This window comes from Rhizobium sp. 3T7 (assembly GCF_020166565.1).
Lineage (GTDB): Bacteria > Pseudomonadota > Alphaproteobacteria > Rhizobiales > Rhizobiaceae > Rhizobium.
In genome coordinates, this window is the sequence record NZ_JAIQXS010000026.1 from 1 (window position 1) to 20,318 (window position 20,318).

Sequence of the window (20,318 nt, forward strand, 5' to 3'; positions counted from 1 at the left end):
GGGCTATTTAGTAATGCGACAGTTGGGCCAGTTAGAGATGCGACACTCCCCGCGTCTGAACGACGTCTGGGAGATTGCGGATGGGATTGATAGCGATGAGCGAGCGCGATCTGCAGCGGATCGAGATTTTGTCGAAAGTCGTCGCCGGCCGCATGACGTTGGTGTCGGCGGCGCATGTGCTTGATCTGAGCGAGCGCCAAGTGCGTCGGCTGCTGGAGCGGATCCGCACTGGTGGTGCGGCGTCGATCCGGCACAAGGCGATCGGCCGACCGTCGAACAACCGGATCAGCGACGGTGTTCGGGATTATGCGGTGACGCTGGTTCACGAACGCTATGCGGACTTCGGGCCGACATTGGCGGCCGAGAAGCTTGCCGAGCGCGATGGATTGCATGTGTCGCGCGAGACGCTGCGCAGTTGGATGTCGGAGGCTGGGCTCTGGCTGTCGCGCAAGCAGCGGCGGACGTTTCATCAGCCGCGCTTGCGGCGTGAAGCCTATGGCGAACTGGTGCAGATCGACGGATCGGAACATCGCTGGTTCGAGGATCGCGGTGATCCATGCTCGCTGCTGGTGTTCGTCGACGATGCGACCGGCAGGTTGATGCAGTTGCGGTTCGTGCGCTCGGAAAGCGCCTTCAGCTATTTCGAGGCGCTGGGGCTTTACCTGCGCGATCACGGCGCGCCTGTGGCCTTCTACTCCGACAAGCATTCAGTATTCCGGGTGGCGAAGAAGGACGCCAGGGGTGGCCAGGGCATGACCCAGTTCGGGCGTGCACTGTGCGAGTTAAATATCGAGATTCTTTGCGCAAATTCCAGCCAGGCCAAAGGTCGTGTGGAACGGATGAACCGGACGCTGCAGGATCGGCTGGTCAAGGAATTGCGGCTGGCTCATATCTGCGACATGGAGACGGGCAACGCGTTTTTGCCTGGCTTCATGGAGCACTACAATGCCCGGTTTGCGATTGTCCCTGCCCGATCCGATGACCTGCACCGGCCGATAAAACGCCGGCGACGGCTGCGCAAGCTCACACGCCATCCGGAGTTGCGCGAGCTGGTGATCGAGCGATTGAAGGCGCATTGGTCTCGAAAACAGATTGCCGGCCGTTTATTTGCCGACGGTGTCAGCGTCATCCGCGTTTGCCCCGAGACGATCTATCGCTTCATCTATTGCAAGGAAGACTATCCGCTAGGCCTCTACGAACACCTGCCTGAACGGCGACGCCGACGCCGGGTCGCAGTTCGGGCATTGGGAGGGTGATCTGCTGATATTCGATCGCAAACTCGGCCATTGCAATGTGACATCGCTCGTTGAGCGCGTGAGCCGCTACACCGTAATGATCAAGAACCGCAGTCGGCACACTCGTCCTATCATGGACAAGATCATTAGCGCCTTCTCACCCTTGCCGTCCTTTGCACGCCGAAGCTTTATCTTTGACCGTGGCACCGAGTTTGCCGGGTTTCGGGCTTTGGAAGACGGGCTCGGTGCCAGAAGTTGGTTTTGCGACCCAAACTCGCCGTGGCAAAAGGGAGCCGTGGAGGACACCAACAAGCGAATCCGACGCTTCATGCCTGGGGACACGGACCTGTCAATCGTCACCCAGCAACAGCTCGTCCACCTCGCCCATCAGTTGAACTCGCAGCCACGCAAGTGTCTCGGCTATCGAACTCCAGCTGAGGTCTTCGCCGCCTATTTGCAGGACGGCGGTTGATCCCCTACTCTACAAACTGGCGTGATGCACTTGGGTTAGCTTCTCCAAAAAAAACCGGTGGAAGCCATACGCTGTCAGCTTGCTTGGTGCGTCGTCGTAACATCGCCTTGCCCAGCGTACGCGCCCACTGATCTGTGCCCTTTCTTTGTGCGTAGACTACCCTACAATTCCCTAGGACAGCCGGAGCCGTTGCCATGCGCGCCTTTCTCGCAGTTTTCATTCTGTGTGCCGCGTCCTTTGTTTTGCTTGCGACCACTCGTGCCGAAGATCCGATCGACGCGACGCGCACGATGATCGAGGCGCAGATCAAAGCGTTCCTGAACGAGGATGTTGATACTGCCTATTCCTTTGCTGCGCCCGGGATCAAGGCTATATATCCTGACAAGAACGTCTTCTTCGCCATGGTCAAGAAAAGCTACGAGCCAGTCTACCACCCGGGAAACTATGCCTTCGGGCGCAGCCGCTCGATCGATAATGGCGCCATGATCTATCACGAAGTGCTGATATCAGGCCGTGACGGCAAGGATTGGACAGCCGTCTATCAGGTGGCGCGTCAGCCTGACGGAAGCTACAAGATCAATGGCGTGCAGATCGTACCAAATACGGAAAGCAAAGGCATCTAGAACAATGCCGGGAAAGCGCGTCGCGATTTTCCGTCTGGAATTGCGTAAAGGAAGAGATCAGGCCGCCGACCGGTTCCATGGCATGCGGTTGAGCAGGATCGCCATGCCGCACCAGCCGGATATGCCGGCAAAGACAAGCGCCGCGCCGAACAATCCGGCGACGACGAAGCCGGCCGGGGTGAGGAAAAAGCCGGCAAGGACAGACAGCAGCACGAGGAACCCGACGGCGATCTGCACTTGACGGAAGATCGTCAGGCGCGGGGCAGTGGTGCCAACCACCGGTAGGCCTTCCGCCTTCCAGGCAGCGATGCCACCCTCGAGATTAAAGACCTGATACCGGCTGCCCTCCTCGGCTGCCAATCGCTCGCAGGCCTGCTGACCGCGGCCGCCCCTCAGGCACTGGAATACGACCTTGCATCCGGTCGGGACGGAAAGGACCCGGGTCAGGTGTCCGACTTCGGACAGAGGCAGGGAAAGGGCCGAAGCGATATGCTCGCTGCGGAACTCCTCGGGCTCGCGGACGTCGATTAGGACCGCCTCGCCGGAGGCGATCCATTCCCTCGCCTTGCGAGGCGCCACCGTCTTCGTTTCCTGCTTCATGATCTAATCCTTCCTGCAGAAGCGGTTGTAGAGAACTTCCATGATCTCCAGCGCCGCTGGATCACTGATAAAATAATAGAGCGTGCGGTGGTCACGCCGGAAATCGACGAGACCTTCCTTCTTCAGTTTCGCGAGGTGCTGGGACATCGAGGTTTGGCCGATGCCGGTTTCCTCGACCAGCGCGCCGACGCTCTTTTCGCCGACGGCGAGCAGGCAGAGGATCAGCAGCCTGTGTGGGCTCGCAAGCCCGCTCAGGAATTCCGCGGCCCCCTCGGCATTGCCTTTCATCTCCATCATGAAGTCCGTCATCGGCACCTCTTTACATTTCATGTTTTATTGATATCACACTTTAACGAAATGAAAAGCGCAAGAATATGGATCGTAGCGATGAGCAAGGATTACAAGCAGATCACCCGCGACATCTCCACTTATACCGGCGAACTCAGAAAATTGGCGCCGGAGGCGATGCAGGGATTCTACGCATTGGCCAAGGGAGCGAGCGCCGACGGGGCCCTCGACAAGAAGACGAAGGAACTGATCGCGCTGGCGATCGGCGTCACCCAGCGCTGCGACGGCTGCATCGGCTTTCACGCCAAGGCGCTGAAGGAGCTCGGCGCCACTCGTGAGGAGGTCGCCGAGGTCATGGCGATGAGCGCTTATATGGGCGGTGGCCCGGCGCTGATGTATGCCGCCGACGCGCTGCGCGCCTACGACCAGTTTGCCACGGCGTAAGGCTGCTCAGACCGGATCGATATCGCCCCTCGCCCATTCCTCCATGGTCTCGGCCATGAAATCGGCGAAGCGTCCCTCGGCGATCGCCTTGCGGATGCCCTGCATCAGTTCCTGATAATAGGCGAGATTATGCCAGGAGAGCAGCATGCCGCCGAGCGCCTCATTGGCGCGCACGAGGTGATGCAGATAGGCGCGCGAGTAGTCGCGCGAGGCCGGGCAGTTCGACTGTTCGTCGAGCGGGCGCATGTCCTCGGCATGACGGGCGTTGCGGATATTGACCTTGCCTCGGCGGGTGAAGGCAAGCCCGTGCCGGCCGGAGCGGGTCGGCATCACGCAGTCGAACATGTCGATGCCGCGCGCGACCGACTTCAGGATATCGTCAGGCGTGCCGACGCCCATGAGGTAGCGCGGCTTCCCCGTGGGGAGGACCGGCAGCGTTTCTTCGAGCATCTTCAGCATGACGTCCTGCGGTTCGCCGACAGCAAGACCGCCGACCGCATAGCCCTTGAGATCGAGATCGGTCAGCGCTGCCGCCGACCGGATACGCAGCGAGGGTACATCCCCACCCTGCACGATGCCGAACATTGCCTTGCCCGACTGATTGCCGAAGGCGACCTTGCATCGTTCGGCCCAGCGTAGCGACAGCTCCATTGCACGCTCGATTTCGCGCGGTTCCGCCGGCAGCGCCACGCATTCGTCGAGCTGCATCTGAATGTCTGAATCAAGCAGTCCCTGGATCTCGATCGAGCGCTCCGGCGACATGTGATGCAGGCTGCCGTCGACGTGCGACTTGAAGGTCACTCCCTGCTCGTCGAGCTTGCGCAGGCCCGAGAGGGACATCACCTGGAACCCACCGGAATCGGTCAGGATCGGATGCTCCCAGCGGATCAGCTTGTGTAGGCCGCCGAGGCGGGCAACGCGTTCGGCCGTCGGGCGCAGCATGAGATGATAGGTGTTACCGAGGATGATGTCGGCGCCCGTTTCGCGAACCTGATCGAGATACATCGCCTTGACGGTGCCGACGGTCCCCACGGGCATGAAGGCCGGCGTGCGGATTGTACCGCGCGGCATCGAGACTTCGCCCAAGCGAGCACCGGCGTCTGTCTTCTTGAGGGTGAACTGAAAGTTCTCGGTCATTTAGTCTTTCCGGAAAAGAAGGCTGGAATCGCCATATGAATAGAAGCGGTAGCCCGTCGAAATCGCGTGCTGGTAGGCTGCTTGCATCGTCTCGAAGCCCGCAAAGGCCGAAACGAGCATGAATAGCGTCGAGCGAGGCAAGTGGAAGTTCGTCATCAGCATGTCAACCGCCTTGAAGCGGTAGCCTGGCGTGATGAAGATCCCCGTGGCGCCCGCCCAGGCACGGATCTCGCCGTTCTCCTGCGCAGCACTTTCGATCAGCCGCAGCGATGTTGTGCCGACGCAGACGATGCGCCCGCCCCTCGCCTTGACGGCGTTGAGGCTCGCCGCCGTCTTGGCGCTGACATAGCCTCTTTCGAGGTGCATCTTGTGATCGGCGGTATCATCCGCCTTCACGGGCAGGAAGGTACCGGCGCCGACATGCAGCGTCACGAAATGCCGCTCAACACCCGCCTTGTCGATGGCTTCGAAAAGCGTAGGCGTGAAGTGAAGCCCGGCAGTCGGAGCGGCGACGGCGCCCTCCTCGCGGGCATAGATCGTCTGATAGTCGGCGCGGTCGCGCTCATCCTCGGCGCGTTTGGCGGCGATGTAGGGTGGCAGCGGAATATGCCCGACTGAATGGATGGCCTCGTCGAGCATCGGTCCGGAAAGATCGAAGGTAAGCGTGACTTCGCCCCCCTCGCCCTTTTCCTCGACAGTGCATTCAAGCTTGCCGAGCAGGCAGCTGTTTGCGTCATGGCCGAAGGAAATGCGATCGCCGATCTTGATGCGCTTGCCGGGCTTGGCGAAGGCTTTCCAACGGCTGGCGCCGATGCGCATATGCAGCGTCGCCGAAACCTGCTGACCGCCGGCGCCTTCGCGGTGACGGATGCCCTCGAGCTGCGCTGGGATCACCTTGGTGTCGTTGAAGACGAGCGCATCCCCTGCCCTTAGGAAATCTGGCAGATCGCTGACCCGATGATCAAATAGCTGCACCTCGCCGGCCGGATCGACGACAAGCAGGCGCGCGCTGTCGCGCGGCTCGGCAGGCCGCAGGGCAATCCGTTCATCCGGCAGGTCGAAATCAAAGAGGTCTACGCGCATCACTCAAGTCCGGGCAAAGCGAAACCCGCCCTTGCGCTTTCGCGCAAGGGCGGGTTTCAGCAGAAATCACAATCAGACGTCGGCAGCAACCCGCATCGAGATGATCGAGTCCGGATCGACAACAGGCTCGCCCTTCTTGATCTTGTCGACGTTGTCCATGCCTTCGATGACCTGGCCCCAGACGGAGTACTGCTTGTTCAGCCACGGAGCGTCCGTGAAGCAGATGAAGAACTGCGAGTTTGCGGAGTTCGGGTTCTGCGAACGGGCCATCGAGCACGTTCCGCGAACATGGCTGACAGCCGAGAATTCCGCCTTGAGGTCGGGCTTCTCCGAACCGCCCATGCCGGCGCGGCTGGGGTTGAAGCTTTCGCCGCCCTTCTTGCCGAACTTCACGTCGCCGGTCTGCGCCATGAAGTCATTGATGACGCGATGGAAGACAACGCCGTCATAGGCCTTCTCGCGAGCGAGCTCCTTGATGCGGGCGACGTGTTCGGGCGCCACTTCCGGCAGTAGCTGGATGACAACGTTGCCCTTGGTGGTTTCCAGGATGATGGTGTTTTCGGGATCCTTGATCTCGGCCATTCTTCTTCTCCTACTTGTCTTGAAACTTACTTCTTGCCGACGGTGACCTTGATCATCCGGTCGGGGTTGCTGACTTCGCCGTTCTGGCCTTCGCCGCGCTTGATCTTGTCGACATTCTCCATGCCGGAGACGACCTTTCCGACGACCGTGTATTGGCCGTTGAGGAAAGAACCGTCAGCAAACATGATGAAGAACTGCGAGTTTGCCGAGTTCGGATCCTGCGAACGGGCCATGCCGACCGTACCGCGCACGAAAGGCGTCTTCGAGAATTCGGCCGGCAGGTCAGGCATATCGGACCCGCCGGTGCCGGCGAGCCTTGCGTCGAAGCCCTTTTCCATGTTGCCAAACTTCACGTCGCCGGTCTGAGCCATGAAGCCTTCGATGACGCGATGGAAGGCAACATTGTCATACGCGCCCTTCTTCGCAAGCGCCTCGATCTGGGCAACATGCTTCGGCGCCGCGTCGGGCATAAGCTGGATCACGACAGGGCCGTCCTTCAGCTGGATCGTCAGCGTATCGCCGGACTGCGCGAATGCGTCGCCGGCGAACGAGGCAAGATAAAGCACGCCTGCAAATGCGAGATAGAAGAGTTTCATGTTAGCTCCGTTGCGGCGAAAAATGTCGCCTAGGATTTGCGCTTGGATTGAAGTGCTTTCAAGACGGCAGCCGGCACAAAGGCGCTGACATCGCCTCCCATGGCCGCGATTTGCCGGACCAATGTGGCAGTTATGGGCCGGGAGGCCGTTCCAGCCGGCAAGAAGATGGTCTGGATATCAGGCGCCATCTGCCGGTTCATGCCGGCCATCTGCATTTCATAGTCGAGATCTGTGCCGTCCCGCAGGCCGCGGATGAGCAGTGTCGCTCCGTGAAACCGCGCCGCGTCGACGACGAGATTGTCGAAGGCAACGACGGAGATATTGCCCACTTTTTCAGGCAGCGCTTCCGCAAGCGACCGGCGGATCAGTTCTGCCTTCTCGTCAAAGGAAAAGAGCGGCGTCTTGCCCGGATGTATGCCGATCGCAACGATAACCTTGGATGCAACGCTCAGCGCCTGGATAAGCACATCCAGATGTCCGTTGGTGATCGGATCGAAAGACCCCGGATAAAAAGCTGTCGTCATTGGCCTAGCCGTTTGTTTCGACGCCTTTTGTCATGGATGAAGGCTGCCCGCAAGTCATTGCCGATCACTGAACAGCTGATGAACGCGGCATTCAAGGCGGCTTCAGGTGAGCTCACTATAACGAAGAGCGTCAACCCCGATGTCATTCCGGCATCGGTCCTCCCCGGAAACGCTCATGCTGATCATCCTCGTTGTTTTCGCTGTCATCGTCTCGCTGCTTGCCGAATTTTTCTACGGCTACGTGCAAGATCTTCAGGATGCAGGTTGGGTTCGGCCAAGCGTGCGGGAACACTACACAATCGTGCGTGCGACTGGAAACGTGGCGTTTAAACCGATTAAGGATTCTGAACGTCAGATGAACGAGGCATTCAAAGTCGCTTCAGATCGGCCTTGATAAACGACCGGTCAATACCCCCGGAACCATTTTTGCACGCATGCGTTCACTCAACCGAAGCGTAACGCGATACGCCGCACAAGGAAGAAAATATGCCCAACAAGATTACCATGATTAATGCCGTCTGGATGGTAATGATGACCGGTATGCTTGCAGCGACTGTCGCGCTCTACGATCAAAAAGTGGATGCGTCCAAGGTATATGGTCCCTATGCGTCGGCACGCGCGGCGATAACGAGCCAGTACTAAGGAACGTGAACGCAAAACCCCGGAGGATTGCTCATGTTCACGATATTGACTGTGCTTACCGCTCTCATCAGCATCATGTTTGTCGTGTCCGTGGCTTCCACCATTTCTGCCCTTCGCCATGAAAGCGAAGAGGTAAAGAAGGTTGATGGAAAGCACAGCTGGTTCTAACCGCTGTCGCCATTCTGGGATTGAAAATTTCAGCCACTGAAGGCCGGATGAACTGAGTTCCTCCGGCCTTTTCCTGCCCAAGGATGGTGCCAGTGATCCCTGTTCCACGATGTTCACGCGAGATTTTCTAATCTTCGATGCGCCGCACCATGATGACGTCATCGATCTCTCTGTGTCATGCATAAAACCGCCGGGAATACGCCCGGCCTCATGGAAGCCTTCGCGCTCATAAAACCGTGTGGCAGCCATATTCTCAGCGCTGACCGCGAGCTCCAGCTGTCGGATACCGTTCCCTCGCGCATAGCCCACCGTCGCATCCAGCAGTGACTTGGCGCAGCGGCCACCCCTTTACGACGCACATAGACCATTATCAGCGTTGCGCGGTGCGCCATTTTACTGGCACGTTGTCGGCTTAGACCCATAATGCCAACAGGATCATCATGCCTGAAGGCCACGAATACCGACCCGTCGATCAGCCATTTGCGCCATTCTTCATCTGTGAGCGCCTCCCAGTCTTCGGCGCTGCTGGCAGGTAGCGGGCTTGAGCCGCAGCGCTTCCAGGCGAATACGCTGGAAAATGGCAACGTCATCAATACCGAGGATTCGGATCAATCTGCTCTCCATTCGACTCCCGCGCTACTATTCGAGATGGTTGAGGCAGCGCGCCTTGGTTTCCGACAAAAAGAAAACCGGGCAGCGGAACTGCCCGGTTTTCAAGCTCAGAAGGGCAACACATCAAGCTTCCGTGTCAGGTGCGCTTTCCGGGGTCGGGGCAATGTCGTCACCATTTTCGGCAACGTCTTCTGCCTCTTCCTCAGGCTCGCTGATGCGCTCCACCGATACGACCTTCTCATCTCTGGCGGTTGAGAAGATGGTGACGCCCTTCGTTGCGCGGCTCGCGACGCGGATGCCGCCCACGGGAACACGGATCAGCTGGCCGCCGTCCGATACCAGCATGATCTGGTCGCCGTCGTTGACCGGGAAGGCAGCCACAAGCTCGCCGATCTCGGCCGTCTTCGACGTGTCGGTGGCGCGAATGCCCTTGCCGCCGCGGCCGGAAATCCGGAAGTCGTAGGAAGAGGAGCGTTTGCCGAAGCCCTTTTCGGAAACCGTCAGCACGTATTGCTCGCGTGCCTTCAGTTCCTCGTAGCGCTCGTCGCTCAGTTGACCTTCCTCGGTTACCTCCTCGCCGACCAGCGAGATTTCCTCAGCGTCACCCGTCGTCAGGCGCCGCTCGCTTGCGGCTCGCTTCAGATAAGCTGCGCGCTCCCAGGGTTCGGCATCCACGTGTCCGACAATCGTCATCGAGATGATGCGGTCGCCATCGCCGAGGTTGATGCCGCGAACGCCGATCGAGTTGCGGCCAGCGAAGACGCGGACATCATCAACGGGGAAGCGGATACACTGGCCGAGTGCGGTCGTCAGAAGTACATCGTCATGCTCGGTGCAGGTCTCAACGGAGAGGATTTCGTCGCCCTCTTCCTCGAGCTTCATCGCGATCTTGCCATTGCGGTTGACCTGGACGAAGTCGGAAAGCTTATTGCGGCGAACAGTCCCACGCGTCGTCGAGAACATGACGTCGAGCTTGTCCCAGCTCTCTTCGTCCTCGGGCAACGGCAGGATCGTCGTGATGCGTTCGCCAGGCTCCAGCGGCAGCATGTTGATGAGCGCCTTACCACGTGCGGTCGGCGTGCCGATCGGCAGGCGATAGACCTTCTCCTTGTAGACGATGCCGCGCGATGAGAAGAACAGAACCGGCGTATGGGTGTTCAGAACAAATAGCTGGCTAACGAAATCTTCGTCGCGCGTCGTCATGCCCGAGCGGCCCTTGCCACCGCGGCGCTGGGCGCGGTAGGTCGTCAGCGGTACGCGCTTGATGTAGCCAAGATGCGAGACGGTCACGACCATGTCTTCGCGGGCGATGAGATCTTCATCGTCCATCTCGAGGCCGCCGTCCATGATCTCGGTACGGCGCGGCGTGCCGAATTCGTCGCGAACGGCTGCGAGCTCGTCCTTGACGATCGTCTGGATGCGGATCCTTGAGGACAGAATTTCCAGGTAATCCTTGATTTCTTCGCCGATCTTGTTGAGTTCATCGCCGATTTCGTCGCGGCCGAGAGCCGTCAGACGGGCCAGACGCAGCTCGAGGATGGCGCGCGCCTGCTCTTCCGAGAGGTTATACGTCAGGTCCTCGTTGATGCGGTGCCGCGGGTCATCGATCAGGCGGATCAGGCTTTCGACATCGGATGCCGGCCAGCGGCGCGTCATCAGCTCTTCGCGGGCAGACTGCGGATCCGGCGCCTGCCGGATCACGCGGATGACCTCGTCGATGTTGGCAACGGCAATCGCCAGACCCACCAAGACGTGGGCTCGTTCGCGAGCCTTGCGCAGCAGAAATTTCGTTCTCCGGCTAACAACTTCCTCACGGAACGAGACGAAGGCACGCAGCATGTCAAGCAGCGTCAGTTGTTCCGGCTTGCCGCCGTTCAGCGCCACAATGTTGCAGCCGAAGGAGGTCTGTAGCGGTGTATAGCGGTAGAGCTGGTTCAGGATGACGTCCGCATTGGCATCACGCTTCAGTTCGACGACGACGCGATAGCCCTGGCGGTCCGATTCATCGCGCAGGTCGGAGATGCCTTCGATACGCTTGTCGCGCACCAGTTCGGCCATCTTCTCGATCATCGTCGATTTGTTCACCTGATACGGGATCTCGGTGATGATGATCTGTTCGCGATCACCGCGCATCGGCTCGATGGCGGCGACACCGCGCATGATCACCGAACCGCGGCCTGTCTCGTAGGCCGAGCGAATGCCGGCACGACCGAGGATCTTGGCGCCGGTCGGGAAGTCAGGACCCGGAATGATCTGCATGATCTCGGGCAGTTCGATCGCCGGATTGTCGATCAACGCGATGCAGCCGTCGATGACTTCGGAAAGATTGTGCGGCGGGATGTTGGTCGCCATGCCGACGGCAATGCCGCCTGCCCCGTTGACCAACAGGTTTGGGAACTTGGCGGGAACGACGACAGGCTCGGAGAGCGTGCCGTCATAGTTGTCACGGAAGTCGACCGTTTCCTTATCGAGATCGTCGAGCAAGGAATGCGCGGCCTTCTGCAGGCGACACTCGGTGTAGCGTTCGGCCGCCGGCGGATCGCCGTCGACAGAGCCGAAGTTGCCCTGGCCGTCGATTAGCGGCAGTCGAAGCGACCAGTCCTGCGCCATACGCGCCAGCGCGTCGTAGATCGCCGCGTTGCCGTGCGGATGGTATTTACCCATCACATCCCCGGTAACACGGGCGCATTTTACGTACTTCTTGTTCCAATCGATGCCGAGTTCGGACATGCCGTAGAGGATGCGCCGGTGCACGGGCTTCAGGCCGTCGCGCACATCAGGCAGGGCGCGGCTCACGATAACGCTCATCGCGTAGTCGAGGTACGACCGCTGCATTTCCTCCATGATGGAGATGGGCTCGATGCCTGGCGGGAGCTTCCCGCCGCCGGGGGGTGTTTGCTCAGTCAAAACGGATCACGATCTCTTCTAGAATCACTTGAAGATTTATAGCGGAAATGCTGTTCCTGCGCCAATTTTGGCAAGGGTTTTGAACAGTCTTTTGCGGTCTTATGAGGGCAATTTTGGCCTCAACGGCAACTATTTACGCCATCCAGAGAGCGCCATTTGCCAAATTGATTTCTCCGCATCACAATCGCCCAAAAGCAAGCGTTTATATGGGCTCATGGAGAGACAATGGCAAGCGCCGACCAACTGATCAACGCTTTCACGACGCTGCTTGTCACGATCGATCCGCCCGGCCTTGCGCCGATCTTTCTCGGGCTCACGACTGGCATGAGCCGCAGTCAGCGAAAGCAGGTGGCGATGCGCGGCACGATCATCGCCTTTGTCATTCTTGCCGTCTTCGCCCTGTTCGGGGCCAGTGTGCTGGGCGTGCTCGGCATCTCGATTGGAGCCTTCCGTATCGCCGGTGGTCTCCTCTTGTTCTGGATCGCTTTTGAAATGGTGTTCGAGAAGCGGCAGGACCGTAAGGAGAAGACCAGCACGGCGGCGATCACCGTCGATCACATCCACAATATTTCGGTCTTTCCCTTGGCGATTCCCCTTATCGCCGGTCCTGGCGCCATTTCGGCAACGATCCTGATTGCTGGGTCGATGCAGGGTTCACTCGAGCGTGCGCAATTGATCATCGTCATTGCATCAAGCTTGCTGCTGCTGTTTCTGGCGCTGCTGATTGCCGACCGGCTCGATCGCTTCCTCGGCGTTACGGGGCGCGCAATTCTGACCCGACTTCTCGGCGTCATCCTGGCTGCGCTTGCCACGCAGTTCGTGGTCGATGGCTTGAAGTCCACGCTGGGGACGATGCCGGCTGGCTAGATTGAGCCAGGGTTTCTCTTGCGGCAACCGCGAGTGCAGCGACCCTCGCACTTGCGTTCTATGCCTGCAGCAACCGCGTTTGCGCTTCCACGATCGTTCCTCGGGGGGCCGCGGCGTTCTCAAATATCTGGTAAAGAAAGAGCTTTATTGCCTCGGCTTCACGGACGACAACTGGCTCTAGAGCCGGATCGCTGGCTGTCCATGCCCGCATGGTTGCAATTGATCTGCCGACAGCACCGGATCTGCGCATCGCGGACGAGTTGAACAACTTGCTTTCAACGATATACCAGACGAAGATCCGGATCGCGATCGACCTCACATGCGTCTCTTGCGCCCGGATCGATTTGAATTCGGCCCAGAGCCTCCGCAAATGATCTTCACTTAGGCGGTCGAGATCCAAACCGAGTTCCAATAAATCCTCGCTGACCATTCGCCGTGCTGCGCTGGTCGTGAGCAATCCAAATTGGGAACCTATTTCTCTCATGACACGAAATATCGTGCTAGCCCCTCAATTTGGAAACCCTGCCGCACCTATCCTTTTGGAGAGGGAGACACTGCTACTTAGATTAGAATCTCTTACAATGCCTACGGTTTGTTAGCCAATTCGGCTAAGGCGCAGAAAATGGATCACTTTGTTGCAGCAGCGAGACGCCACCTTGCAGCGCGGACATTGCGTTTGTGCCCGCCTATTCCACCGTCAGGTAGCAATGACAATTTCTGCGAGCGGAGGTGCATCTGGACCTCTCAAAGCTGACGCGGCGGGACGACCTGTGCGCCCCCCGGCTCTGAGATCAAAAAAGACGGCGCACTTTGCAGCGCGCCGTCGAGCTGATGTCACCAACGTTGCGCTGCGATCAGAACGGGATATCGTCATCGAGATCGCGCGAGAAGTTTCCACCGCTGCCGCGGCCAGACGATTGCGAGGGCGCGCCGTAATCATCGCCGCCGCCGAAGTCACCGCCGGCATTGCTGCCACGACCACCGCCAAAGCCGGAGCTTGCGCCCCCGCCCTCGCCGCGACCGTCGAGCATCGTCAGCGTCGAGTTAAAGCCCTGCAGAACGACTTCCGTCGAATAGCGGTCCTGGCCGTTCTGGTCCTGCCACTTGCGGGTCTGCAGCGCGCCTTCGATGTAGAGTTTGGCACCCTTCTTCACATACTGCTCGACGACCTTGCAGAGGCCCTCATTGAAGACCACGACCGTATGCCATTCCGTCTTCTCGCGGCGTTCGCCGGAGTTGCGGTCACGCCAGGTCTCGGACGTTGCGATGCGAAGGTTGGCGATCGGCCGGCCATCCTGGGTCCGCCGGATTTCGGGGTCGGCGCCCACGTTTCCGATCAGAATTACCTTGTTTACGCTGCCAGCCATACTTTCACCTTACCTGCCGCCCTGCCCGGCGGCGCTTGAAACAATCGGTGCACCTTAAACCATAGAGCACCGGTGATGGGCGTCCATCACCGGTTCATCCACAAGGAATTTGTTCTTTCTTTGTTCTAATTTATCCCTATGATCTTGTCAACCGAATCGAAAACCTTGCAGCGGACGGACATTCAGCCTCGACTCGCCAGCCGGCATCACTAAATAAGGGGCTTGTTCCAGCACAGAAGCAGAAGACGATGAGCGAACTGAAGACGATTTCCATCCGCGGCGCGCGCGAGCACAATTTGAAGGGCATCGATCTCGATCTGCCGCGAAACAAACTTATCGTCATGACCGGCCTTTCGGGGTCCGGAAAATCGTCGCTTGCCTTTGACACGATCTATGCCGAAGGGCAGCGGCGCTATGTCGAAAGCCTTTCGGCCTATGCGCGCCAGTTCCTTGAAATGATGCAGAAGCCCGACGTCGATCAGATCGACGGCCTGTCGCCCGCGATTTCGATCGAGCAGAAGACGACCTCGCGCAATCCACGCTCGACGGTTGGCACGGTGACCGAAATCTACGACTATATGCGTCTGCTCTTTGCCCGCGTCGGCGTGCCTTATTCGCCTGCGACCGGGCTGCCGATCGAGAGCCAGACGGTCAGCCAGATGGTCGATCGCGTGCTGGAGTTCGGAGAAGGCACGCGTCTTTACATTCTCGCGCCGCTCGTGCGCGGGCGTAAGGGCGAATACAAGAAAGAACTCGCGGACCTGATGAAGAAGGGCTTCCAGCGCGTCAAGGTCGACGGTCAGTTCTACGAGATCGCGGACGTGCCGGCTCTCGACAAGAAGTACAAGCATGACATCGACGTCGTGGTCGACCGCATTGTCGTGCGACCGGATATGGCTTCGCGACTTGCCGACAGCTTCGAGACTTCGCTGAGGCTTGCCGACGGCTTGGCTGTCGCGGAATTCGCCGACAAGCCGCTGCCGCCGGAAGAGACCGCCGCCGGCGGCTCGGCCAACAAGTCGCTCAACGAAACGCATGAACGCGTTCTCTTTTCGGAAAAGTTCGCCTGTCCGGTGTCGGGCTTCACCATTCCCGAGATCGAGCCGCGGCTTTTTTCGTTCAACAATCCAGCCGGCGCCTGCCCGACCTGCGACGGCCTTGGCGCCCAGCAGAAGATCGACGCCAACCTGATCGTGCCCGAACCCGAGCGCACGTTGCGCGATGGCGCCATTGCGCCATGGGCGAAGTCGACCTCACCCTATTACAATCAGACGCTCGAAGCCCTCGGCAAGCATTACGGCTTCAAGCTTGGCGCCCGTTGGAACGATCTGTCCGATAAGGCCAAGGACGTCATCTTGAATGGCACCGACGAGAAGATCGAATTCCATTATGCCGATGGTGCACGGTCCTATACCACGCACAAGAACTTCGAAGGCATCATCACCAATCTCGAGCGTCGCTGGAAAGAGACGGATTCCGCCTGGGCGCGCGAAGAAATCGAGCGCTTCATGTCGGCCGCACCCTGCCCGTCCTGCGGCGGTTTCCGCCTGAAGCCCGAGGCGCTTGCCGTCAAGATCAATACGCTGCATATCGGCCAGGTGACCGATATGTCGATCCGCGTCGCCCGTGACTGGTTCGAGGTCCTGCCGCAGTCGCTGAGCGCCAAGCAGAACGAGATCGCGGTCCGCATACTCAAGGAGATCCGCGACCGCCTGCGCTTCCTCAATGACGTCGGCCTGGATTACCTCAGTCTGTCGCGAAACTCCGGCACCCTGTCGGGCGGCGAAAGTCAGCGTATCCGGTTGGCGTCACAGATTGGTTCCGGTCTGACCGGTGTATTGTATGTCCTCGACGAACCATCGATCGGCCTGCATCAGCGCGATAACGCCCGACTGCTCGATACGCTGAAGCACCTTCGCGATATCGGCAATACCGTGATCGTGGTCGAGCATGACGAGGACGCGATCTTGACCGCCGACGACGTCGTCGACATCGGTCCAGCGGCCGGCATCCATGGTGGTCAAGTGATTGCCCACGGCACACCACAGGAGATCATGGCAAACCCGAGGTCGCTGACCGGGAAATATCTTTCCGGCGAACTGGGCGTTCCGGTTCCCGACGAGCGGCGCAAGCCCAAGAAGGGCAAGGAGATCAAGGTTGTCGGTGCCCGCGGCAACAATTTGAAGAGTATCACGGCTTCCATCCCGCTCGGGGTCTTTACGGCGGTCACCGGGGTATCCGGTGGTGGAAAATCCACATTCCTGATCGAGACGCTGTATAAATCGGCTGCGCGTCGCGTCATGGGCGCCCGCGAAATTCCGGCCGATCATGATCGCATCGACGGTTTCGAGCATATCGACAAGGTTATCGATATCGATCAGTCGCCGATCGGCCGCACGCCGCGCTCCAACCCGGCGACCTATACGGGCGCGTTCACCCCGATCCGCGACTGGTTTGCAGGCCTTCCGGAAGCGAAGGCGCGAGGCTATCAGCCCGGGCGCTTCTCGTTCAACGTCAAGGGTGGTCGCTGCGAAGCCTGCCAGGGTGACGGCGTCATCAAGATCGAGATGCATTTCTTGCCTGACGTCTACGTCACCTGCGATGTCTGCCACGGCAAGCGCTACAACAGGGAGACGCTTGACGTTACGTTTAAGCACAAGTCGATTGCTGACGTGCTCGATATGACGGTAGAAGAAGGTGTCGATTTCTTCGCCGCCGTCCCGGCCGTGCGGGACAAGTTGCAAGCGTTGAAGGATGTCGGCCTCGGTTACATCAAGGTCGGACAGCAAGCGAATACGCTGTCGGGTGGCGAGGCGCAGCGCGTCAAGCTGGCAAAGGAGCTGTCGAAGAGGTCGACAGGCCGCACGCTCTATATCCTGGACGAACCGACGACCGGCCTGCATTTCCACGACGTCGCCAAGCTTTTGGAAATGCTGCAGGAGCTGGTCAATCAGGGCAATTCGGTCGTCGTCATCGAGCACAATCTCGAGGTCATCAAGACCGCGGACTGGATTCTTGATTTCGGTCCGGAAGGCGGTGATGGCGGCGGTGAGATCGTTGCCGTCGGCACGCCGGAAGCGATCGTCAAGGAGGAGCGGTCCTATACCGGCCAGTTCTTAAAGGAGTTGCTTGAGCGGCGCCCTGCTCGAAAAGCTGTAGTGGCAGCCGAGTGATGCTGAGGGCGGCGTCGCTCGGTGATCTGCAGGCGGTCGGAGCGCTGACCGCCGAAGCCTATACTCCGTACACGCGTCTCCTCGGGCGTCCACCGATCCCGGTCAGCGAGAATTACGCACCGCGCATTGGTCGCGGTGAGGTATGGCTGCGGGAAGTGCAAGGCGAGCTTGCAGGGTTAGCCGTCGTCGAGCGGCACCCAGACCATATGATGCTCTACAGCATTGCCGTCGCCCCGAGATTCCAGGGTGCTGGCCACGGTGTTGCCATTCTGCGATGGGCGGAAGAGACGGCGCGGGAATGGGGGCTTCCGGAAGTTCGTCTCTACACAAATGCGCGCATGGAACGGGATATTGCGCTCTACGGCGCGTTTGGCTTTAGGAAACGGGTCGCCGCGAGCATCCGCATTGGCCAGGATGGGTGATCGTCGATATGGCAAAGCAAGTCAGCGTACAGATATAATCAGAGGAGGAAGAAATGACGAAATCCGGCAATATTCGCGTCGGCATCGGCGGCTGGACCTTCGAGGCATGGCGGGATCATTTCTACCCCGGGGACCTGAAGCAGAAAGACGAACTGAATTATGCAAGCCGCAAGCTCAAAGTCATTGAGATCAACGGCACCTACTACAGCTCGCAGAAGCCGGAGACCTTCGCCAAATGGGCCGCGGATGTACCTGACGGGTTCGTATTTTCGCTTAAGGCCAGTCGCTTTGTCACCAATCGCCGCGTGCTGACGGAAGCCGGCGAGTCTATGGAGCGCTTTCTGACCCAGGGTCTAACTGAGCTCGGCCCTCACCTGGGGCCAATCCTCTGGCAGTTCGCGCCGACGAAGAAGTTCGATCCGGAGGACTTTGAAGGCTTTCTGAAATTGCTGCCTAGCAAGCAGGATGGCTTGTCTCTGAAGCATGTCGTCGAAGTGCGTCACGACTCGTTCAAGGTGCCGGAATTCGTTGCGCTGCTTGCGAAGTATGGAGTCGCGCCTGTTTGCGCCGAGCATTTCGATTACCCGATGATCGCGGATGTGACGGCCGACTTCGTCTATGCCCGCCTCCAGAAGGGCTCGGACGACATCAGGACATGCTATTCGTCAAGCGATCTAAAGGCCTGGGCCAAGCGGCTCGAAACCTGGGCGGAGGGCAAGTTTCCAGACGATCTGCCGCTGATCGATGCAAGCCGCAAGGTCGCGGCGCAGCCGCGGGACGTTTTCGCCTTCATGATCCACGAAGGCAAGGTCAATGCGCCATTCGGGGCTATGGCCCTACAGGAAGCGACGGCACAATAGCGCCGTTCCTAGAGCGGAAGAACATGCGTTGCCAGTTCTTCCGCGGTCAGCCCTTTGCCGGCCCGCACGCCAGCCTCTCCGTGCATGTAGACGCCGGCAGCCGCCGCTTCGAAAGCGGGAAAGCCTTGGGCCATCAGTGCTCCGATGATCCCGGCAAGGACGTCCCCGGAGCCGGCTGTCGCGAGCCAAACCGGGGCGTTCACGTTGATATAAGCTCTGCCGTCAGGCGATGCGATGACGGTATCGGAGCCTTTGTAGACGATTGCGGCGTTCGCCCGCGCCGCTGCAGCCTGCGCCTTTTCGACTTTCCCCATGGCCGCATCGGCGGCGATATCGGGAAACAGTCGGCCGAACTCGCCTTGGTGTGGCGTAAGCACCAGCCGCGGCTTGCCGTAGAACCTTGAAAACAGCTCGTCCGGGGCATCCTTGAACGAAGAAAGCCCGTCGGCGTCAAGCACCAGATGCCGCTCGGAAAGCGCTGCCACGAACCGGCGTGCCTTGTCACCGACGCCAAAACCGGGGCCAAGAACGAATGTCTGTAGCCGTTCGTCGCGGAGCCAATCGCGGAGCGCCGCCTCATCGTCGATCGCATGCAGCATGATCGCCGTAAGGTGCGCCGCATTGGCGCCCAATGCGTCGTCTGGCGCGGCGATTGTCACAAGCCCTGCCCCGGCCTTCAACCCCGCCATCGCCGACATCCGCGCAGCGCCGGTCCTGCTCGCTTCACCGGAGAAGACGACAAGGTGGCCACGCTTGTATTTGTGTGTTTCCAGTCCGCTCGATGGCAGCAGATGTCGCCACCGTTCTGGCCTGTTCTCGGCAATCTGTTGCTTCTTCTCAGCGCGGATGATGCGGGCGGGTATGCCGATATCGAAGACTTCCAGTTCACCGCAGAGCTCTCGCCCCGGCATCAAGAGATGACCGGGTTTCCGCGTCATGAAGGTCACAGTCCGATCCGCCACAAAGGCCGCTCCTTGGATGGCTCCGGTGCGACCGTCGACGCCGGATGGCAGGTCGACGGCAATCACCGGCACCCGCGCCTCCTTCACCCGTCCAATCACTTCGAAGACGTTCTCGGGAACATCGCGGGCAAGGCCGGCCCCGAACAGGGCATCGATAACCACATCGCCGTTGCGCGGCTGATACGTCTCAAGCGGCTGTGCGCTGGTCGGCGCCAGACTGTCCCTCGCGCGGGCGGCATCTCCCTTGAGCCTTTCCGGTTTGCCCAATTGGAATACGTCGACAGCGACACCGCTCTCAACCAGCCGACGAGCGGCAACATAGCCGTCGCCCCCGTTATTGCCAGGTCCACAAAGCACGGCCGCGCGAAGGGCGGTCGGAAAATCGCGCAGAAAAATGGCTGCTACCGCGGCCCCCGCCCGTTCCATAAGGGAATAGCTGTCGATACCGGACGCGGCTGCCGCCGCGTCAACAGCTGTCATGTCTTCCGGGGTAAGGAGCAATTCGGAGATTCCGTCGGTCATCACCGCATTCAAACAGAAATCGCCTAAATAACAACCGGTCGATTGATCTCTGCGCAGATCAAAAAATATGCAAGTGCACAAAAGAGAGGCTTCCGCGGTACTTTGTCTGGAATTATTAGTGAGGGCAAATATTCCAGAAATTGGCGAGGATTTGCCTTCAGTGCGTCGATTTTCGAATGTTTCTATCCAAAAAAACGCGAAAACCACTGATGTTGCGCACTTTTTCGCACGG

18 protein-coding genes and 3 pseudogenes are annotated in these 20,318 nt (G+C 59.4%); 9 read left to right on the plus strand and 12 right to left on the minus strand.

Annotated elements, in window-relative coordinates:
- Positions 1-80 precede the first annotated feature (80 nt).
- The 3 genes and pseudogenes from K9B32_RS25370 to K9B32_RS25380 form a co-directional block, all read left to right on the plus strand.
- A pseudogene (locus K9B32_RS25370) lies at positions 81-998 on the plus strand (ISNCY family transposase); the annotation flags it as partial.
- 265 nt (positions 999-1,263) lie between these two features.
- On the plus strand, positions 1,264-1,707 hold the full coding sequence (locus K9B32_RS25375; protein WP_318013367.1) for an IS30 family transposase: 444 nt from the start codon (positions 1,264-1,266) through the stop codon (positions 1,705-1,707).
- Positions 1,708-1,901: 194 nt separating this feature from the next.
- A complete protein-coding gene (locus K9B32_RS25380; protein WP_224567381.1) occupies positions 1,902-2,330 on the plus strand; it encodes a DUF4864 domain-containing protein in 429 nt (142 codons plus the stop codon).
- Between the two features lie 57 nt (positions 2,331-2,387).
- Here the strand turns inward: K9B32_RS25380 and K9B32_RS25385 are convergent, their stop codons facing one another.
- Complete coding sequence (locus tag K9B32_RS25385) at positions 2,388-2,930, minus strand: rhodanese-like domain-containing protein (protein WP_224567384.1); 543 nt, start codon at positions 2,928-2,930, stop codon at positions 2,388-2,390.
- A gap of 3 nt (positions 2,931-2,933) precedes the next feature.
- Positions 2,934-3,239 (minus strand): ArsR/SmtB family transcription factor, encoded by a 306-nt coding sequence (locus K9B32_RS25390; protein WP_224567387.1) that lies wholly within the window; start codon positions 3,237-3,239, stop codon positions 2,934-2,936.
- Positions 3,240-3,317: 78 nt separating this feature from the next.
- Between K9B32_RS25390 and K9B32_RS25395 the strand changes: the two genes are divergently transcribed.
- Positions 3,318-3,662, plus strand: coding sequence for a carboxymuconolactone decarboxylase family protein (locus K9B32_RS25395; protein WP_224567389.1), 345 nt, complete (start codon positions 3,318-3,320; stop codon positions 3,660-3,662).
- Positions 3,663-3,668: 6 nt separating this feature from the next.
- Here K9B32_RS25395 and tgt read toward each other — a convergent pair whose 3' ends face one another.
- The 5 genes from tgt to coaD form a co-directional block, all read right to left on the minus strand.
- The gene (gene tgt / locus K9B32_RS25400; protein ID WP_224567392.1) at positions 3,669-4,799 is read right to left on the minus strand and encodes a tRNA guanosine(34) transglycosylase Tgt; all 1,131 of its coding nucleotides are present in this window, start codon (positions 4,797-4,799) and stop codon (positions 3,669-3,671) included.
- On the minus strand, positions 4,800-5,882 hold the full coding sequence (queA, locus tag K9B32_RS25405; RefSeq protein WP_224567395.1) for a tRNA preQ1(34) S-adenosylmethionine ribosyltransferase-isomerase QueA: 1,083 nt from the start codon (positions 5,880-5,882) through the stop codon (positions 4,800-4,802).
- 72 nt (positions 5,883-5,954) lie between these two features.
- Complete coding sequence (locus K9B32_RS25410) at positions 5,955-6,464, minus strand: peptidylprolyl isomerase (protein ID WP_224567398.1); 510 nt, start codon at positions 6,462-6,464, stop codon at positions 5,955-5,957.
- 26 nt (positions 6,465-6,490) lie between these two features.
- Positions 6,491-7,060, minus strand: coding sequence for a peptidylprolyl isomerase (locus K9B32_RS25415; protein ID WP_224567401.1), 570 nt, complete (start codon positions 7,058-7,060; stop codon positions 6,491-6,493).
- Between the two features lie 29 nt (positions 7,061-7,089).
- Complete coding sequence (gene coaD / locus K9B32_RS25420) at positions 7,090-7,584, minus strand: pantetheine-phosphate adenylyltransferase (RefSeq protein WP_224567404.1); 495 nt, start codon at positions 7,582-7,584, stop codon at positions 7,090-7,092.
- 175 nt (positions 7,585-7,759) lie between these two features.
- Between coaD and K9B32_RS25425 the strand changes: the two genes are divergently transcribed.
- Positions 7,760-7,978, plus strand: a complete 219-nt coding sequence (locus K9B32_RS25425; protein WP_224567406.1) for a hypothetical protein — start codon at positions 7,760-7,762, stop codon at positions 7,976-7,978.
- A 543-nt stretch (positions 7,979-8,521) separates the two neighbouring features.
- On the opposite strand, the pseudogene K9B32_RS25430 reads toward K9B32_RS25425, so the two are convergent.
- Positions 8,522-9,018 (minus strand): annotated as a pseudogene (locus K9B32_RS25430) (N-acetyltransferase family protein).
- Between the two features lie 111 nt (positions 9,019-9,129).
- The gene (gene gyrA, locus K9B32_RS25435; RefSeq protein WP_224567409.1) at positions 9,130-11,913 is read right to left on the minus strand and encodes a DNA gyrase subunit A; all 2,784 of its coding nucleotides are present in this window, start codon (positions 11,911-11,913) and stop codon (positions 9,130-9,132) included.
- A 225-nt stretch (positions 11,914-12,138) separates the two neighbouring features.
- Here gyrA and K9B32_RS25440 point away from each other — a divergent pair, with 225 nt between their 5' ends.
- On the plus strand, positions 12,139-12,780 hold the full coding sequence (locus K9B32_RS25440; protein WP_224567412.1) for a MarC family protein: 642 nt from the start codon (positions 12,139-12,141) through the stop codon (positions 12,778-12,780).
- Between the two features lie 58 nt (positions 12,781-12,838).
- Here the strand turns inward: K9B32_RS25440 and K9B32_RS25445 are convergent, their stop codons facing one another.
- Positions 12,839-13,210, minus strand: a complete 372-nt coding sequence (locus K9B32_RS25445; RefSeq protein WP_224567430.1) for a hypothetical protein — start codon at positions 13,208-13,210, stop codon at positions 12,839-12,841.
- 424 nt (positions 13,211-13,634) lie between these two features.
- Complete coding sequence (locus K9B32_RS25450; protein ID WP_224567432.1) at positions 13,635-14,147, minus strand: single-stranded DNA-binding protein; 513 nt, start codon at positions 14,145-14,147, stop codon at positions 13,635-13,637.
- Between the two features lie 248 nt (positions 14,148-14,395).
- On the opposite strand from K9B32_RS25450, the gene uvrA reads away from it, so the two are divergent.
- From uvrA to K9B32_RS25465, 3 genes and pseudogenes are all read left to right on the plus strand, one after another.
- On the plus strand, positions 14,396-17,320 hold the full coding sequence (uvrA, locus tag K9B32_RS25455; protein ID WP_224567449.1) for an excinuclease ABC subunit UvrA: 2,925 nt from the start codon (positions 14,396-14,398) through the stop codon (positions 17,318-17,320).
- Positions 17,320-17,780: pseudogene (locus K9B32_RS25460) on the plus strand (GNAT family N-acetyltransferase). Before uvrA ends, K9B32_RS25460 begins: the two are co-directional and overlap by 1 nt.
- A gap of 15 nt (positions 17,781-17,795) precedes the next feature.
- Positions 17,796-18,602 carry a DUF72 domain-containing protein gene (locus tag K9B32_RS25465; RefSeq protein WP_224567452.1) on the plus strand — a complete coding sequence of 269 codons (807 nt, stop codon included), beginning with the start codon at positions 17,796-17,798 and terminating at the stop codon, positions 18,600-18,602.
- Positions 18,603-18,610: 8 nt separating this feature from the next.
- On the opposite strand, the gene K9B32_RS25470 is transcribed toward K9B32_RS25465, so the two are convergent.
- Positions 18,611-20,086, minus strand: a complete 1,476-nt coding sequence (locus tag K9B32_RS25470) for an NAD(P)H-hydrate dehydratase (RefSeq protein ID WP_224567455.1) — start codon at positions 20,084-20,086, stop codon at positions 18,611-18,613.
- Positions 20,087-20,318: the final 232 nt, after the last annotated feature.

What these genes read in the sequence shown, in the direction of transcription:
- K9B32_RS25465 (WP_224567452.1), top strand. Translation starts at nt 17,796, where the DNA reads ATGACGAAATCCGGCAATATTCGCGTCGGCATCGGCGGCTGGACCTTC.
- tgt (WP_224567392.1), bottom strand. Translation starts at nt 4,799, where the DNA reads ATGACCGAGAACTTTCAGTTCACCCTCAAGAAGACAGACGCCGGTGCT.
- uvrA (WP_224567449.1), top strand. Translation starts at nt 14,396, where the DNA reads ATGAGCGAACTGAAGACGATTTCCATCCGCGGCGCGCGCGAGCACAAT.
- K9B32_RS25425 (WP_224567406.1), top strand. Translation starts at nt 7,760, where the DNA reads ATGCTGATCATCCTCGTTGTTTTCGCTGTCATCGTCTCGCTGCTTGCC.
- coaD (WP_224567404.1), bottom strand. Translation starts at nt 7,584, where the DNA reads ATGACGACAGCTTTTTATCCGGGGTCTTTCGATCCGATCACCAACGGA.
- queA (WP_224567395.1), bottom strand. Translation starts at nt 5,882, where the DNA reads ATGCGCGTAGACCTCTTTGATTTCGACCTGCCGGATGAACGGATTGCC.
- K9B32_RS25410 (WP_224567398.1), bottom strand. Translation starts at nt 6,464, where the DNA reads ATGGCCGAGATCAAGGATCCCGAAAACACCATCATCCTGGAAACCACC.
- K9B32_RS25445 (WP_224567430.1), bottom strand. Translation starts at nt 13,210, where the DNA reads ATGGTCAGCGAGGATTTATTGGAACTCGGTTTGGATCTCGACCGCCTA.
- K9B32_RS25415 (WP_224567401.1), bottom strand. Translation starts at nt 7,060, where the DNA reads ATGAAACTCTTCTATCTCGCATTTGCAGGCGTGCTTTATCTTGCCTCG.
- K9B32_RS25450 (WP_224567432.1), bottom strand. Translation starts at nt 14,147, where the DNA reads ATGGCTGGCAGCGTAAACAAGGTAATTCTGATCGGAAACGTGGGCGCC.
- K9B32_RS25470 (WP_224567455.1), bottom strand. Translation starts at nt 20,086, where the DNA reads ATGACCGACGGAATCTCCGAATTGCTCCTTACCCCGGAAGACATGACA.
- K9B32_RS25385 (WP_224567384.1), bottom strand. Translation starts at nt 2,930, where the DNA reads ATGAAGCAGGAAACGAAGACGGTGGCGCCTCGCAAGGCGAGGGAATGG.
- K9B32_RS25440 (WP_224567412.1), top strand. Translation starts at nt 12,139, where the DNA reads ATGGCAAGCGCCGACCAACTGATCAACGCTTTCACGACGCTGCTTGTC.
- K9B32_RS25380 (WP_224567381.1), top strand. Translation starts at nt 1,902, where the DNA reads ATGCGCGCCTTTCTCGCAGTTTTCATTCTGTGTGCCGCGTCCTTTGTT.
- K9B32_RS25390 (WP_224567387.1), bottom strand. Translation starts at nt 3,239, where the DNA reads ATGACGGACTTCATGATGGAGATGAAAGGCAATGCCGAGGGGGCCGCG.
- K9B32_RS25395 (WP_224567389.1), top strand. Translation starts at nt 3,318, where the DNA reads ATGAGCAAGGATTACAAGCAGATCACCCGCGACATCTCCACTTATACC.